The sequence below is a fragment of the Vibrio coralliirubri genome (assembly GCF_024347375.1).
GTDB classification, from domain to species: domain Bacteria; phylum Pseudomonadota; class Gammaproteobacteria; order Enterobacterales; family Vibrionaceae; genus Vibrio; species Vibrio coralliirubri.
The window spans coordinates 928,316-944,650 of the sequence record NZ_AP025470.1 but is presented as its reverse complement, the minus strand read 5'-3'; the positions used below and the strand labels follow the sequence as shown (position 1 = coordinate 944,650).

12 protein-coding genes are annotated in these 16,335 nt (G+C 45.3%); 2 read left to right on the top strand and 10 right to left on the bottom strand.

All coding sequences use genetic code 11. From position 1 onward, the window contains the following. Window positions 1–118: 118 nt before the first annotated feature. On the bottom strand, window positions 119–3,481 hold the full coding sequence (locus tag OCV20_RS04555) for an AraC family transcriptional regulator (protein WP_238382815.1): 3,363 nt from the start codon (window positions 3,479–3,481) through the stop codon (window positions 119–121). 268 nt (window positions 3,482–3,749) lie between these two features. Then, a complete protein-coding gene (gene znuA / locus OCV20_RS04550; RefSeq protein ID WP_050647363.1) occupies window positions 3,750–4,634 on the bottom strand; it encodes a zinc ABC transporter substrate-binding protein ZnuA in 885 nt (294 codons plus the stop codon). 83 nt (window positions 4,635–4,717) lie between these two features. Here znuA and znuC point away from each other — a divergent pair, with 83 nt between their 5' ends. After that, window positions 4,718–5,497 (top strand): zinc ABC transporter ATP-binding protein ZnuC, encoded by a 780-nt coding sequence (gene znuC / locus OCV20_RS04545; protein WP_048617861.1) that lies wholly within the window; start codon window positions 4,718–4,720, stop codon window positions 5,495–5,497. Then, window positions 5,497–6,282, top strand: a complete 786-nt coding sequence (gene znuB / locus OCV20_RS04540) for a zinc ABC transporter permease subunit ZnuB (protein ID WP_086774620.1) — start codon at window positions 5,497–5,499, stop codon at window positions 6,280–6,282. Before znuC ends, znuB begins: the two co-directional genes overlap by 1 nt. A gap of 113 nt (window positions 6,283–6,395) precedes the next feature. Here znuB and sucD read toward each other — a convergent pair whose 3' ends face one another. The 8 genes from sucD to sdhC all read right to left on the bottom strand — a co-directional run bounded on the left by sucD (window position 6,396) and on the right by sdhC (window position 16,005). Beyond that, the gene (gene sucD, locus OCV20_RS04535) at window positions 6,396–7,268 is read right to left on the bottom strand and encodes a succinate--CoA ligase subunit alpha (RefSeq protein ID WP_004734209.1); all 873 of its coding nucleotides are present in this window, start codon (window positions 7,266–7,268) and stop codon (window positions 6,396–6,398) included. Then, window positions 7,268–8,434, bottom strand: coding sequence for an ADP-forming succinate--CoA ligase subunit beta (sucC, locus tag OCV20_RS04530; RefSeq protein ID WP_010436793.1), 1,167 nt, complete (start codon window positions 8,432–8,434; stop codon window positions 7,268–7,270). Before sucC ends, sucD begins: the two co-directional genes overlap by 1 nt. A 206-nt stretch (window positions 8,435–8,640) precedes the next feature. Further along, window positions 8,641–9,843, bottom strand: a complete 1,203-nt coding sequence (gene odhB / locus OCV20_RS04525; protein ID WP_086774621.1) for a 2-oxoglutarate dehydrogenase complex dihydrolipoyllysine-residue succinyltransferase — start codon at window positions 9,841–9,843, stop codon at window positions 8,641–8,643. A 21-nt stretch (window positions 9,844–9,864) separates the two neighbouring features. Beyond that, on the bottom strand, window positions 9,865–12,681 hold the full coding sequence (sucA, locus tag OCV20_RS04520) for a 2-oxoglutarate dehydrogenase E1 component (protein WP_050647361.1): 2,817 nt from the start codon (window positions 12,679–12,681) through the stop codon (window positions 9,865–9,867). Between the two features lie 97 nt (window positions 12,682–12,778). Continuing rightward, window positions 12,779–13,492, bottom strand: coding sequence for a succinate dehydrogenase iron-sulfur subunit (locus tag OCV20_RS04515; RefSeq protein WP_010436773.1), 714 nt, complete (start codon window positions 13,490–13,492; stop codon window positions 12,779–12,781). A 12-nt stretch (window positions 13,493–13,504) separates the two neighbouring features. Continuing rightward, window positions 13,505–15,271, bottom strand: a complete 1,767-nt coding sequence (sdhA, locus tag OCV20_RS04510; RefSeq protein WP_086774622.1) for a succinate dehydrogenase flavoprotein subunit — start codon at window positions 15,269–15,271, stop codon at window positions 13,505–13,507. Further along, complete coding sequence (sdhD, locus tag OCV20_RS04505; protein WP_010436768.1) at window positions 15,272–15,619, bottom strand: succinate dehydrogenase, hydrophobic membrane anchor protein; 348 nt, start codon at window positions 15,617–15,619, stop codon at window positions 15,272–15,274. It abuts the gene before it with no gap. Next, window positions 15,613–16,005 (bottom strand): succinate dehydrogenase cytochrome b556 subunit, encoded by a 393-nt coding sequence (sdhC, locus tag OCV20_RS04500; RefSeq protein ID WP_017061948.1) that lies wholly within the window; start codon window positions 16,003–16,005, stop codon window positions 15,613–15,615. Before sdhC ends, sdhD begins: the two co-directional genes overlap by 7 nt. Window positions 16,006–16,335: the final 330 nt, after the last annotated feature.

Below are 16,335 nucleotides of genomic sequence, written 5' to 3'. Positions count from 1 at the left end.
CTCGTATCTCGTATCTCGTATCTCGTATCTCGTATCTCGTAGAAGCATAAAAAAGCCCCAACACGAATGTCGAGGCTAAAATATCTTTTCTAGGTTCTAGTGGAGTATCCGCTGCACGCTACTCTTCGTTGTTTTCAGCAAACTTAGATGGTGACATGCCAAAGTGGTGCTTAAACCTTTGACTGAAATAGGAAGGGTCATTGAAGCCCGAATCAAACGCCACATCAGAGATCTTCTCTCCAGCGAGTAAGCGCTCACACGCATGCTCTAGACGTACTTCATTCAAGTGCTCTTTGAAGGTCTTGTTGTAAGCCGATTTAAAGCGTCTCTGTAAGCTTCTCTCAGACATAAACAAATACTTAGCGGCAGTTGCAGTACTGAACTCAGCATCAGCGTAGTTTTCACTCACAAGCTGCGACACTCTGTTCTTCCACTCTTGTTCCGCTGTCAGTTTTTGCTGCTCTGGTGTTGAAGCGGCAAGCTTAATGGTTTCAATCTGTTCAATTGTGCTGGCTTCGAGATTGTCGAGTACTTGATACTCAATTGGCCACGAAAGCTGAACCTTATTTTGAGACTCCGAAACAAAGGCATTAAGCTCACCACCGCTCTGATTCATCAATAGCGGCAGCTTTTCGATGTTAAGGTCGGTCGACTTTCCGGTATTGTCACCCATGCTTGATGCCAGTTTAGGGAAAGGCATCCCATGATCTCGAATGGTCACAACAAGATGCTCCTTAACCTCTTCAACCAGAACTACCATACTCTGCGACTTAAAGTTTCTCTTGATGATGCTCGCAACCAAGCTATTGAAGATAATATCGAGATTAAAATACAGCAACGAGACATATCGTTGTTTTGTTTCGACTTTAATATCCAGTTCAATACCAGCTTTGGCTAAATCATCCTGCCAAGCTTTGAGTACCGCTTCTAAGATTAAAATTATATCGTAACAAACTTGCCCTTCTCCTTGAGGCGTATTACTCAATTGAGATAAGCCATTTTTCAAGGTTAGAATTGGCGACTTCCCATGCTCGTCATTCCAATTCGGGATCATCGCAGCAATATGATTCACTTCAGAAGAGAGTTCATTGGCAGTATGAGACACAAGCGCATTCTTAACGGATAGCTGCTTTTTAAGCTGTTGATTAGTCGCGAGTAATATCCGGCTTTGGTGCCTCAATTGATCCGTCTTCAGTGCAACTTGCGCTTTTAAGTGCCGGTTGGCAAAAGTGACATAACGAGAGCGCCAAAAGACCAAAATAGTCACAACGCCAATCAGTAACATCAGAGAGCTTGCGGCAGCCCAATTGGTCAGATACCAAGGCTCCGCAATCGAGAAGCTTTGATTGGTTGATACAAAGCGATAATGGGAGTCCTTAACCGGCTTCACTTCAAGTGTGTAATCCCCAGGAAGAAGATGGTCGAGCGTTAACAAGCCCCCTTCAAACTCACTCCATGGTTCATCGTCGCTCAGTCGATATTCCATCGCTGGTGCAAACGTTGCTGGTAAGATGCCCAGCTTAAACCCCATCGATGAGCCATAAGGAATCTCATCCAGTTCAGCCGTTTTCCCGCCAAGTGACACCGTTTGTTGGTCGACACTGATCTTACTCAACAAGGCACGGCTATGAGGTGTTGTTGATACCAGTAACTCGTTAGATAACGCGCTGACTACGCCATACTTTGAGCCGAAAACAAGCCTCGAGGATTGGCTATCTTCACTGTAAAACAGAGCACACACTCCTGCCGCCAATTCATTGGTGATCAAACCAAATGGCGAACCGATGTGTTTATGCAGTTGCCCATCCAATCCGTAATAACTGATGCCTTTCGAAGAGCCTAACCAAACACCATTGTCATCGCTTATCAGGCAGTTGGGGCTAATATTGTCTTCAACAAGAGTGATTTCTTGAATAATAGAGCTGTCATCCGGGATTCGATACACGCCATAACTGCTCGCAAACCACTGCGCTCCATCCTTCGCTTTTTCAATATCGACGACTTTGCCAAACCGTTCGCTGGAACGACTAAAGCTAATTCGCTTATCAATGAACGAGTAGAAGCCATGATCCGTTCCTATATAGATGCGACCTAGCAAGCCTACATTGAGAGCGGTGATCTTCGCAGGCAAGAACTTGTCGACTAACCAGTCGGTGCCATAACTCGTCAGTTTCATGGTTTCGATAGATAACGAATAGAGGTTTTGCCCAGAGGTCATCCAAAGAACGTTATCGGCTTGAAGTGCAAGGTTTTCAACGTGTACTCCCTTAATCGGCCTTGGTAAATCAAGGGCTTTGGGTTGTAGCGTTTCCGTATTTAGACTGATGATGCCTTGTTCAGTCGCCAACCAAATGGAAGAGCCAAAGATCTCAAAATCATTAACAGGGTTAGAATAAACACGAATTGGGTTCTCTTCACTTTCAGAATCAACTAAGTAGAGCCCCATTGAGGACGCGACCCAAGATAGGTGGTCACTGACAGGCAGTACTTTATTGATCACCACACTACTCGAATGCATGCCCATTCCAGTTAGGGGGGTTCTCGAGAAGGTCTTACTAAACAGTGAGAAATATCGGATACCGTTGTTTGTCGCAATCCACATGCCACCAGCATGATCGTTTATCAACGAATATATTTTCTCACCCGGTAACGAGAAGTCTTGATTAGCGGCTTGTTCGAATCGAGTAATTTGTCCCGTAATAAAGTTGTAGCTAATAAGGCCATGTTCTGTACCAATCCAATACTGGTCCGAAGTTTCGGCCAGCGAGAGAACATGCGACCCTTTAACTATGGTCTCTTTATCTGGGTTCGCGAGATCTACAATCACAGCACCATTTAAAGTACCGATCACTAACTCACGTCGAGCATTCGAAAAATAAACCGTCTCAATATGATTTTTGTCGGATGCGGTGACATGGGTAAACTCTTGATTCTCAGAAAGGTAAACGCCAGAACTGGTCGCTAGCACCCACTTTGATAACACCCACTCAGCGTCGTTAATCGCAATGTCACTGCTGTTATTGTATCGGTACAATTTGAGCAGAGAGTAAGTGTTGAATTCTAAAGATTGAGTGTTGTAGGTATAGAAATTACTGCCGTCAGTAACCCAAATATAATCGCCTGATGCACCGATATTGGTTATTTCAGCACCGGGACTTAGGCTAAACGCCAATTCGTTGCCAATTCCAGGGTTATGTCGATACACCTCGTTATCGAAAAATGTCCAAAACTCATCGTTCAGAAACGCGACTCTTTCCGAAGAAAATTGCAATAAGCTCCCCTTGCGAGGGAATAGAGTTCGACCATCGTAAAAGAGTACTTTTCCATGTACATCATGAACCCAAAGCCCGCCTCCGGCACCTAAATACAAGTTTTTAGCCGCAAGGAAATTCCCTTGCGCTTGAACGGGCAAAGGATAGAAAACGGAGGGTGAGGTATTTACCGCTAGAACGCTAAATGAAATGCTCATTAAGATGAACATTTTGAAGATAATTCGATACAACTCTTAATCCTGAACAGCAACAACGCATGAAATTTTGGGCACCACAACGTCTTATCGTTGCTTAACCAAAAACTGAGTTTTTTTGTGCTTATTATTATCTTTCTATTTTAGCGGAAATTAGAAAAGGAGAAAGGAGGTTTGCTATTTGTTGGGAGGTTTTATCTTAGCGGTCACGAAAATGCCGCAAAAAGCGGCATGATTCATAAATTAACGAGAGCAAAGTAGAGTAAAGAATACTCGTTATGAATTACTTCCCGCTTAAGCAGCTTGTGTAGCTATCTGTAAGTTGCTGAAGAAAATCAAAATAACTTCCACTCTTCACTTCAACCGTTGAACCGATAGGATCAAGCTGGCCTTGCTTAGCGTTACTTCCGCGAGTCACTGATTCAATCACAGCAGGAGTGAATTGAGGCTCTGAGAATACACATTGAACATTGTCGCGTACTAGCGTTTTCTTAATCGCGATCAGGCTTTTTGCACCCGGTTTACGCTCTGGGCTCACCGTGAAGTGGCCTAAGTTATTCAGTTCAAACTCTTGCTCAAAGTAGCCATACGCATCGTGGAATACGTAGTAACCTTTTTCTTTCACTGGCGCAAGTTGTTCATGGATAGACTGCTGCTTTTCTTTTAAAGCAAGCAAGAAAGAATCTAGGTTTTCTTGATACGCCATTGCGTTATCAGGGTCAGATTCAATCAACTTTGCTGAGATATATTTTGCGGCTACTTCAACTTGGTCGATACCTAACCAAAAATGCGGGTCATGGCTACCATGATTATGTCCTTCATGAGAATCGTGGTCATCATGCCCGAACTCACGCAAGTTAATTCCTGGAATCTCACTGATCTTGATAACGTTTTCTTTTGAACCAATCACCTTAGTCAGAAAGGCTTCTAGGTCAGGACCAAACCAGATAACCATATCGGCACTGTGAACTTTTTTGACATCAGATGGCTTAAGCGCATAATCGTGCGGCGAAGCATTGCTGTTCATTAGCACATCCGGTTCACTAACGCCCTGCGTTAATTCCGTCACAATCATTTGAATTGGTTTAAAGCTTGTTAGAATAGTATTGGCACTTGCGACACTTGGCGCTAAAAGCAAAGTAGCAAGTATAAAAGATGAACGTGACATAATCCCTCGATAATAGAAAAGTAGCTTAGGCTTGAGGTAAATGTTACATTATAACATTAGCGAATTGCAAATGAGTTCTATTCATGGATAACTTAATCCAACTAGATTCTGTGAGCGTCGAATTTGACGGTCGAAAAGTTCTAGACAACATCTCTCTAAATTTAGAGCGCGGCAGAATCACCACCCTAATTGGGCCAAACGGTGCAGGAAAGTCGACATTAGTAAAAGTGGTACTGGGTCTACAGACCAAATTTTCAGGCACAATAACAAAAGCTAAAAAACTGAAAATTGGCTATGTACCACAAAAATTAAAGCTCAATGACTCACTACCGCTCAACGTAGAGCGTTTTCTAAAGCTCACTGGCAAGTTCAGTCAGCAAGAAATCCTTGAAGCATTGAAGCTCGTTGGTGCTGAACATCTGCAGAAGAGTAACATGCACCAGCTATCCGGCGGTGAAAACCAACGTGTGCTGATTGCTCGTTCATTGTTAAGAAGACCAGACCTACTGGTTCTCGATGAACCGGCTCAAGGCGTCGACGTTCAAGGGCAAATTGACCTGTATGACTTGATTGACACCATTCGTCACCGCTTTGGTTGTGCCGTATTTATGGTTTCACACGATCTGCATTTAGTGATGGCAAAAACAGACGATGTTATCTGTTTGCACCACCACATCTGCTGTTCAGGCGCACCTGCAGACATCAAACACCATCCTTCGTATATTGCGCTCTTTGGCACTGCGACCCAAGAGACACTAGCGTTTTATCATCACCAACACGAACATCACCATCATGACCTTGCAGGCCAACCAGTAACGGGCGGTGCACATGAATGTTCAAACCATAAACACGGACACCACTAATGCTTGAGTTTCTTCTTCCCTCTATTTTGGCGGGTTTGGGTATTGCACTAATTGCAGGCCCACTAGGTTCATTCGTGGTGTGGCGTAAGATGGCTTACTTTGGTGACACGCTTGCTCACGCTTCTTTGATGGGCTTAGCACTTGGCTTTCTGTTCAACATTAACTTGTATTTCACGCTGCTGATTTGTTGTTTGATGCTGGCCGTGTTGCTAGTGACTTTACAAAAACAAAAGCTGGTCGCAACCGATACCCTACTCGGTATTTTGGCGCACAGTGCGCTATCACTTGGTTTGGTTGCTGTCAGTTTCTTAGATAACGTTCGTGTTGACCTAATGAGCTACCTATTTGGTGACTTGCTGGCAGTATCTCCAACGGATTTAGTGTTCATCTATGCGGGTGCTGCTGTGATTGGATTGGTGCTTGCTATCTTTTGGCGACCACTACTATCAACGACGGTTAACGAAGATCTCGCGGCGGTTGATGGCATCAACATTGATTTAATGCGTCTGATTCTGATGCTATTGGTCGGTATCGTGATTGCTGTCGGTATGAAGTTTGTTGGTGCGTTAATCATGACATCGCTACTGATCATCCCAGCAGCTACAGCAAGAAAATTCGCGAATACACCCGAGCAAATGGCCTTCCTCGCATCGGTTATTGGCTCTATTGCAGTCTTCGGAGGGCTAAGCTTGTCTTGGTTCTATGACACGCCAGCTGGCCCGTCTGTTGTTATCAGTGCAGCTGCGATGTTTATGCTATCTCAAATGGTTAGGAGCCGAGCTTAGCAGTACGATCTCGTATCTCGTATCCCGAGAACATAAAAAAAGGCTTGGTCAGTGACCAAGCCTTTTTAATATCGTTCAGTTAACTTCTATCTCAATCGATAAAAGTCAGCTGATTACCAACCCGTGATTTCACGTAGGCCTTTACCGATGTCAGCAAGAGACTTAACAGTCTTAACGCCTGCTGCTTCTAGTGCTGCGAATTTATCTTCAGCAGTACCTTTACCGCCAGAGATGATTGCGCCTGCGTGGCCCATACGTTTGCCCGGAGGAGCAGTAACACCAGCGATGTAAGATACAACTGGCTTAGTTACGTTTGCTTTGATGAACTCAGCCGCTTCTTCTTCCGCAGTACCACCGATTTCACCAATCATTACGATTGCTTCAGTTTCTGGGTCTTCTTGGAAAAGTTTTAGGATATCAATGAAGTTTGAACCTGGGATAGGGTCACCACCGATACCAACACATGTAGACTGACCAAAGCCTTCATCTGTTGTTTGCTTAACTGCTTCGTATGTCAGAGTACCTGAGCGAGATACGATACCTACTTTACCCTTCTTGTGGATATGACCAGGCATGATACCAATCTTACACTCGTCTGGAGTGATAAGACCTGGACAGTTAGGACCGATCATGCGAACGCCAGTTTCTTCTAGCTTCACTTTAACGTCGATCATATCTGTTGTAGGGATACCTTCAGTGATCGTTACGATCAGTTCGATACCTGCATCAATCGCTTCTAGGATTGCATCTTTACAGAAAGGAGCTGGTACGTAGATAACTGTTGCTGTTGCGCCAGTAACTTCTACCGCTTCACGTACTGTGTTGAATACTGGAAGGCCTAGGTGAGTTTGACCACCTTTACCAGGTGAAACACCACCAACCATTTGCGTGCCGTATGCGATAGCTTGGTCTGAGTGGAATGTACCTTGACCGCCAGTGAAACCCTGACAGATTACTTTAGTGTCTTTGTTAATTAATACAGACATTATTTAGCCTCCGCAGCAGCAACAACTTTCTGAGCAGCATCTGTTAGAGATTCAGCTGCAATGATATCAACATCAGAATTAGCAAGTACTTCGCGACCTAGGTCTGCGTTTGTACCTTCTAGACGAACAACTACAGGAACTGTTACGCCGACTTCTTTAACTGCACCGATAATACCTTCAGCGATCATGTCACAACGAACGATGCCACCGAAGATGTTTACGAGTACTGCTTTAACATTGTCATCAGAAAGGATGATCTTGAATGCTTCAGCTACACGTTCTTTTGTCGCGCCGCCGCCTACATCAAGGAAGTTTGCTGGCTTGCCGCCGTGTAGGTTTACGATATCCATCGTACCCATAGCAAGGCCTGCACCGTTAACCATACAGCCAACGTTACCATCTAGTGCTACGTAGTTCAGTTCCCACTGTGCTGCGTGTGCTTCGCGCTCATCTTCTTGAGATGGATCGTGCATTTCACGCAGTTTAGGCTGACGGTACATCGCGTTTGAGTCGATGTTGATCTTGCCGTCTAGACAAAGCAGGTTGCCTTCGCCAGTAATTACAAGCGGGTTGATTTCTAGTAGAGCTAGGTCGTACTGAGAGAACATTTGGCCAAGACCCATGAAGATCTTAACGAACTGTTTGATTTGATCGCCAACTAGACCAAGTTTGAACGCCAGTTCACGGCCTTGGTAAGCTTGAGGGCCTACTAGAGGATCGATCGCTGATTGGTGAATCAACTCTGGAGTTTCTTCAGCGATTTTCTCAATGTCCACACCGCCTTCAGTTGACGCCATGAATACAATTTTACGCGTTGCGCGGTCAACAACAGCACCTAAGTAAAGTTCGTTAGCAATGTTTGATGCTTCTTCAACTAGGATCTTTGTTACAGGCTGACCATTAGCGTCTGTTTGGTAAGTCACTAGGTTTTTACCTAGCCACTTTTGTGCAAACTCTTTAACGCCTTCTTTGGTGTCATGCAGCTCTACGCCGCCCGCTTTACCGCGGCCACCAGCGTGTACTTGACACTTAACGACTTTCTTGGCTGTACTGATACGACCTGCAGCTTCGAAAGCTTCTTGTGCAGTATCACATGCGAAACCTTCTGGTACAGGCAAACCGAATTCTGCAAACAGCTGTTTGGCTTGGTATTCATGCAAATTCATTTTGATATTCCGTTTATTTTCCCTTAAGGGATTATTATTTCCATAACGACACAGTTTCCTGTGTTACGTCTGTAGGGTCTTCTCAAATCAACTGCTGTCCATTTTCTAATGGCTTTACAGTTCAATTGAAGGCCAGACGTTGAGCAGCCTAGCCTTTGAAACTTTTTACGTCTAGCTAACGGGGTTAACTAGACGTTTTAGCGATACTAAACGTCTAATAGCAGACGTGCAGGATCTTCTAGAAGCTCTTTGATGGTCACTAGGAAGCCAACTGATTCACGGCCATCGATTAGACGGTGGTCGTAAGAAAGCGCTAGGTACATCATAGGTAGAATCTCTACCTTGCCATCAACAGCCATTGGACGGTCTTGGATTTTGTGCATACCCAAAATTGCCGCTTGAGGCGGGTTAATGATTGGCGTAGACATTAGAGAACCAAATACACCACCGTTTGTGATAGTGAAGTTGCCTCCCATCAGTTCATCAACCGTTAGCTTGCCGTCACGGCCTTTGATTGCTAGCTCTTTGATGCCTTTTTCGATATCAGCGAAACCTAGTGTGTCACAGTCTTTCAGTACTGGAGTCACTAGACCACGTGGCGTAGATACCGCCATGCTGATGTCGAAGTAGTTGTGGTAAACGATATCTGTACCATCGATAGAAGCGTTCACTTCTGGGAAACGCTTCAGTGCTTCTGTTACTGCTTTCACGTAGAAAGACATGAAACCAAGACGCGTATCGTGACGCTTCTCGAATTGGTCTTTGTACTGCTTACGAAGGTCCATGATTGGCTTCATGTTCACTTCGTTAAAAGTAGTCAGCATTGCTGTGCTGTTTTTCGCTTCTAGAAGACGGTTTGCAACTGTCTTACGTAGGCGAGTCATAGGCACGCGTTTTTGGCTACGAGCCGCTGCTGGCGCTTCAACTGCTGGTGTAGATGCTGCTGCCGCTTTCGCTGCTGCTAGATGTGCGTCGATGTCTTCACGAGTAATACGACCACCAACACCAGTGCCTTTAACGTCAGCTGGTTGTAGGTTGTGCTCAGCAAGCAGGCGACGAACAGCTGGGCTTAGTGCGTCGTTGTTCTCTTCTGTTAGCGCAGCTTTATGGCGCTTGTCAGGAGATGCTTCTGTATCTTCAGTGGTGTCTTTCGTTGGTTCACCAGCGACAGCACCCGGCTTGATTTTAGCCAGAAGCTGCTTAGAAAGTACCGTAGCACCCTCTTCTTCGATGATAGCTTCCAGAACACCCGCTTCAGGAGCCGGTACTTCTAGAACTACTTTATCAGTTTCGATATCTACAATGACTTCATCACGTGCAACCGCTTCGCCCGGTTTTTTGTGCCAAGTAGCAACTGTTGCATCAGCCACAGATTCAGGTAAATCTGGAACCAGAATTTCAATTGTCATGTGCGTATTTTCCTTTTACTTCTAGTTCTTAAGTAGGGTCAAAGCGTCGTCAACTAACGCTTTTTGTTGTTTCAAGTGTACCGACATATAGCCAACAGCTGGTGATGCTGATGCAGGACGACCTGCGTATTGAATATCAGCACCTACTGGGATAGCAGCTCGGAAATTATGTTGGCTACTGTACCAAGCACCTTGGTTTTGTGGCTCTTCTTGACACCAAACGTAATCGACTACATTTGTGTATTGTGCGATGGCAGCCCTCACGTCCTCATAAGGGAACGGGTAAAGTTGCTCAATACGTACAATAGCGACATCGTCTTGCTCGTTCTTACGTCTTTGGTCAAGCAGGTCAAAGTAAACCTTACCTGAACAGAACACGACGCGTTTTACGTTCTCAGGCGCCAGGTCATCAATTTCTGCGATAGCTGGTTGGAACGTGCCTTCTGCCAAATCTTCAAGAGAAGAAGTACACAGAGGGTGACGAAGCAATGACTTAGGTGACATTACAATCAGTGGACGACGCATTGGTCGAACAACCTGACGGCGAATCATGTGGTAAACCTGTGCCGGTGTTGAAGGAACAACAACCTGCATATTTTGTTCAGCACATAACTGAAGGTAACGCTCAAGACGTGCAGAAGAGTGCTCTGGGCCTTGGCCTTCATAACCGTGAGGAAGCAGCATAGTTAGACCACATAGACGTGCCCACTTTTGCTCACCTGATGAAATGAATTGGTCGATAACAACTTGTGCACCGTTTGCGAAGTCACCAAATTGTGCTTCCCAAAGGGTTAGACCGCTTGGCTCTGCTGTTGCATAACCATACTCAAATGCGAGTACCGCTTCTTCAGATAACACCGAGTCAAACACTTGGAATGGCCCTTGTTTATCATGAATGTTCGCAAGAGGAACATACGTGCTTGCATCTGATTGATTGTGCAGTACTGAGTGACGGTGGAAGAACGTACCACGACCTGAATCTTGGCCTGAGATACGAATACGCTTACCGTCGTCAACAAGTGTTGCGTAAGCCAGAGTTTCAGCCATACCCCAATCGACTTGTTTCTCACCATTCACCATGGCAGTACGATCGTTGTACAGTTTATTTACTCGGCTTTGCAGCTTGTGGCTGTCTGGGTATTGGCAAAGTTTGGTACCAAGCTCTTTCAGGCGCTCGATATCAATCTTGTTATCCCACTCGATGTTCCAGTCGTGACCTAGGTAAGGAGACCAGTCTACTGAGTGAAGTGCCATTGGACGCCACTCTTTAACCACAACTTCACCGTGATCAAGTGCATCACGATATTCGTTAACTAGCTGAGTTGCTGTATCAATACCAAACTCACCGCGCTCCATTAGCACGTCAGCGTAAAGCTTACGTGGTGTTGGGTGCTTTTTGATTTTTTGGTACATCAAAGGCTGTGTTGCATTCGGCTCATCGGCTTCATTGTGACCGTGACGACGGTAACAAACCAAATCAATAACAACATCACGCTTAAACGTATTACGGTAATCCAATGCAAGACGCGCAACGAACGCAACCGCTTCTGGATCATCAGAGTTAACGTGGAAAATCGGAGCCTGAACCATCTTCGCGATATCGGTACAGTACATCGTAGAGCGTGTATCGCGAGGGTTAGACGTTGTAAAACCAACTTGGTTGTTTACAACGATACGAACCGTACCACCAACACAGAAACCACGCGCTTGAGACATGTTAAACGTCTCTTGTACTACACCCTGACCAGCGATAGCTGAGTCACCGTGGATAGTAATTGGAAGTACGCGGCTACCATCATTATCACCAAGGCGATCTTGACGTGCACGTACTGAACCGATAACTACCGGGTTTACGATTTCTAAGTGAGATGGGTTAAATGCTAGTGCTAAGTGAACGTTGCCGCCTGGCGTTGCGAAGTCCGCAGAGAAGCCTTGGTGGTACTTCACATCACCAGTACCCCACGTGTCATCGTGCTTGCCCGCAAACTCGTCAAACAGGTCTTGTGGCTTTTTACCAAGCACGTTGACCAACATGTTTAGACGACCACGGTGAGCCATACCAACAACAACTTCACGCATGCCTTGTCCGCCAGCATGACGAATAATTTCTTTCGTCATTGGGATAAGAGCATCACCACCTTCCAACGAGAAGCGTTTTGCGCCTGGGAATTTTGCACCAAGATAGCGCTCAAGACCTTCAGCAGCAGTTAGCTCTTCTAGGAAAGCTTGCTTTTCTTCTTTGTTGAAAGAGGGTTGACCAGATACAGACTCTAAACGTTGTTGGATCCAACGCTTTTGCTCTGTATTTGTCATGTGCATGTATTCAGCACCAATAGAGCCACAATACGTTTGCTTTAGAGATTTGTAGAGATCTTTAAGCACCATCGTCTCTTGGCCAATGGCGTAAGAGCCGACGTTAAACGTCTCATTGAGGTCATCTTCGGTAAGAGTGTGGAAAGAAGGGTCGAGTTCATCAACTGTCGCTCTTTTCCATAAACCTAGGGGGTCTAGATTTGCTGCTTGATGCCCTCGGAATCGATAGGCATTAATAAGTTGCAGAACCTTTACTTGTTTCGCATCGACATCTGGATCACTAACTTGGACACTGTAATGCTTTGTTTCTTGAGCGAGTCGACGGAAGTATTCACGAACACGAGAGTGTGGTTGTTCCACTGCCTCTGAAGCTTGCACAGGCAGTTCTTCAAAAACACTTCTCCATTCGTCACTTACCGAATCTGGGTCACTTAGATACAGTTCATAGAGTTCTTCTACGTACGTTGCATTGGCGCCAGCCAAGTGTGAAGACTCGAGCCATGCCTTCATCACGCCGTTGTGCATATTTTCCCTTAACCAGTAGTTTTCACGTTTGCTGCGGTCTATGCCGAGCTATTAAAAGGCCGCCCCAAAACTTCTAGGGCGGCAATTTTTATATAACTTAAACCGAACGATTCACTAGCATGGTCTTGATGTGACCAATCGCTTTCGTCGGATTTAATCCCTTAGGACAAACACTTACACAATTCATGATGCCATGGCAACGAAAAACGCTAAATGCATCATCAAGATCGGACAAACGTTCGTCTGTCGCTGTATCTCGACTATCAATTAGCCAACGGTACGCTGCAAGCAGGCCTGCTGGTCCGATGAATTTGTCAGGGTTCCACCAGAACGATGGGCATGACGTTGTACAACATGCACACATGATACATTCGTACAATCCATCTAAATGAGCACGCTCATCAGGGCTTTGTAAGTTTTCACGAGCCGGTGGCACATTGCCATCAGACACTAAGAATGGCTTCACTTTTTCGTAGTTATCGTAGAACTGAGTCATGTCTACAATCAGGTCACGAACAACGGGTAAGCCAGGCAGTGGGCGAATCACAATCTTGTCTTGGCCAGAAAGCGCAGACAATGGCGTGATACACGCTAGGCCATTCTTACCGTTCATGTTCAAACCATCCGAGCCACATACACCTTCACGGCATGAGCGACGGAATGAGATTGTTGGATCTTGCTCTTTCAACAGAATAAGCGCGTCCAAAAGCATCATGTCTGAACCTTCATCCACTTCTAGAGTGTATTCCTTCATATAAGGCTTCTGGTCGACATCTGGATTGTAACGGTATAAAGAGAAATTCAGTTTCATGGTCATATCTCCTTAGTACGTACGTGCTTTTGGTGGGAACGCTTCACGATGGATAGGTTCCATGTTTACACCACGCTTAGTCATGCTCTCTGACTCTGGGTTGTAAAGTGAGTGGCATAGCCATTGCTCATCATCACGGTCAGGGAAATCGAATCGAGCGTGTGCGCCACGGCTCTCTGTACGGAAGTTTGCAGCAACAGCGGTTGCGAATGCCGTTTCCATCAAGTTTTCAAGCTCTAGACACTCAATACGTTGAGTGTTGAACTCTGTAGACTTATCAGATAGGTGTGCATTCTTCAGACGCTCGCGAATCGCTTTTAGCTCTTCTAGGCCTTCAGCCATTGCTTTGCCTTCACGGAATACCGAGAAGTTGTTCTGCATACATTGCTGAAGATCTTTACGGATTTGCGCTGGATCTTCGCCGTCTGTGCTGTTTTCCCAACGGTTGTAACGCTCTAGTGAACGCTCAATGTCAGCTTCAGTTGCAGGTTTCGCTTCGTCTTGCTTCTTCAGTGTCTCACCTAGGTGTAGACCTGTCGCACGACCAAATACCACTAAATCAAGCAGTGAGTTACCACCTAGACGGTTAGCACCATGTACTGATACTGATGCGATTTCACCACAAGCAAATAGACCTTGGATTTCAACATCTCTGCCATCTTCGGTTTGCTTAATAGCTTGACCAGAAACTTGTGTTGGAACACCACCCATCATGTAGTGACATGTCGGGATTACTGGGATTGGCTCTTTCACTGGATCAACGTGAGCAAAGGTACGAGAAAGTTCACATACACCAGGAAGACGAGATTCAAGTGTCTCTTTACCTAGGTGATCAAGCTTAAGCTTGATGTGTGGACCCCAAGGGCCATCGCAACCGCGACCTTCACGAATTTCAACCATCATTGAACGAGCAACAACATCACGACCCGCTAAGTCTTTAGCGTTTGGTGCGTAACGTTCCATGAAGCGTTCGCCGTCTTTATTGAGAAGGTAACCACCTTCACCACGACAACCTTCCGTTACCAATACACCTGCACCAGCGATACCCGTTGGGTGGAACTGCCACATTTCGATGTCTTGCATAGGAACGCCAGCACGAATCGCCATACCAACACCGTCACCAGTATTAATGTGAGCATTGGTTGTTGATGCGTAGATACGACCAGCACCACCGGTAGCAAGGATTGTTGCCTTCGCTTTGAAGTAGCAAACCTCACCGGTTTCCATACAAAGCGCAGTAGTACCTAAGATTGCACCATCTTCGTTCTTAACAAGATCCAGTGCATACCACTCAGAGAAAACGGTCGTTTTGTGTTTAATGTTTTGTTGGTAAAGCGTGTGTAGCAGAGCGTGACCAGTACGGTCGGCTGCAGCTGCGGTACGAGCCGCTTGCTCACCACCAAAGTTTTTAGATTGACCACCGAAAGGACGCTGGTAAATAGTACCGTTCTCAAAACGAGAGAAAGGTAGGCCCATTTTTTCAAGTTCGATTACCGACTCAGGACCGTTTTTACACATGTATTCGATAGCGTCTTGGTCACCGATGTAATCAGAACCTTTTACTGTGTCGTACATGTGTTGTTCCCAATGATCTTCATGCGCGTTACCAAGAGCAACAGTGATGCCGCCTTGCGCTGAAACCGTATGAGAACGAGTAGGGAAAACTTTAGAAAGCAATGCACAAGAAAGGCCTTGCTCAGAAATTTGCAGTGCGGCACGCATACCTGCACCACCAGCGCCGATAACTACGGCATCAAACTCACGAACAGGAATAGTCACTTACGCACCCCACAAAATAAACAGACCAGAGAAGAAATATCCAAGAAGAACTGCAACAACACCGACTTGAAGACCAACACGCAGTTTTGCGCATTTGATGTAGTCAGTTAGTACTTGCCATAGGCCGATCCACGCGTGAACCAAAACAGAAGTAAGCGCTAACATGGTGAAGACTTTAGTGAAGGTTCCACCAAAGAATTGCGTCCAAGATGCGTAAGAGATATCACCAGAGAAAGCACAGAAGCTAACTAGGTAGATAGTGTAAAGCGTCATAATGATGGCAGTAGCACGAATCAATAGATAATCGTGGACACCATTACGACCAAAAGTAGAAACGTTGTTTACCATACTAAGATCCCCGCTAGTAGAGACAATACCGCTGTTGCTGCGAATGCAACCTTAGCGCTCTTAGCGCCAGATTCCAGCTCTTCAAAGTGACCAAGGTCCATAAGAAGGTGACGAATACCACCAGCAATGTGGTAAGCCAAAGCGGTTAAAATGCCCCACAGAATAAACTTCACGAAGAAACCATCGACAATGTCGCTAGCTTCGGCAAAGCCTACTGGGGATGAGAGGGAAATGGATAGTAACCAAAGCAAAATTCCAATCGCGACAAAAGTTATCACCCCAGACACACGGTGTAGGATGGAAGCTATTGCTGTGATTGGAAAGTGGATGGTCTGTAAATCTAAATTAACAGGTCTTGTCTTTCTTTCTTTCACGGGCTTGCTCACTCAGCTCCATTGAGCATTATGGTCATTAAATAACCTTATGATATTGTTATGGACAAAATTTGATTGCAAACCTTCAAAATTTAACATTAACTTAACAAATAACTGAAGTTGAGCCTTAGATAATTGTAAAATAATTGTTAACTGCTCGATTAAGAAAGACACCTCACATTTCTTCTTAGCCTTGCATTTATAAGGTTTTAACCAAACTTTTCAGCGCCACTATACGGCTGGCAACATTCTAATACAATTGATGTAACAAATAATGCTACACAGACCAGATTTTTAACGAATTTAATGTAAAAAACACTAACAAGTGCACACAAAGCTTCA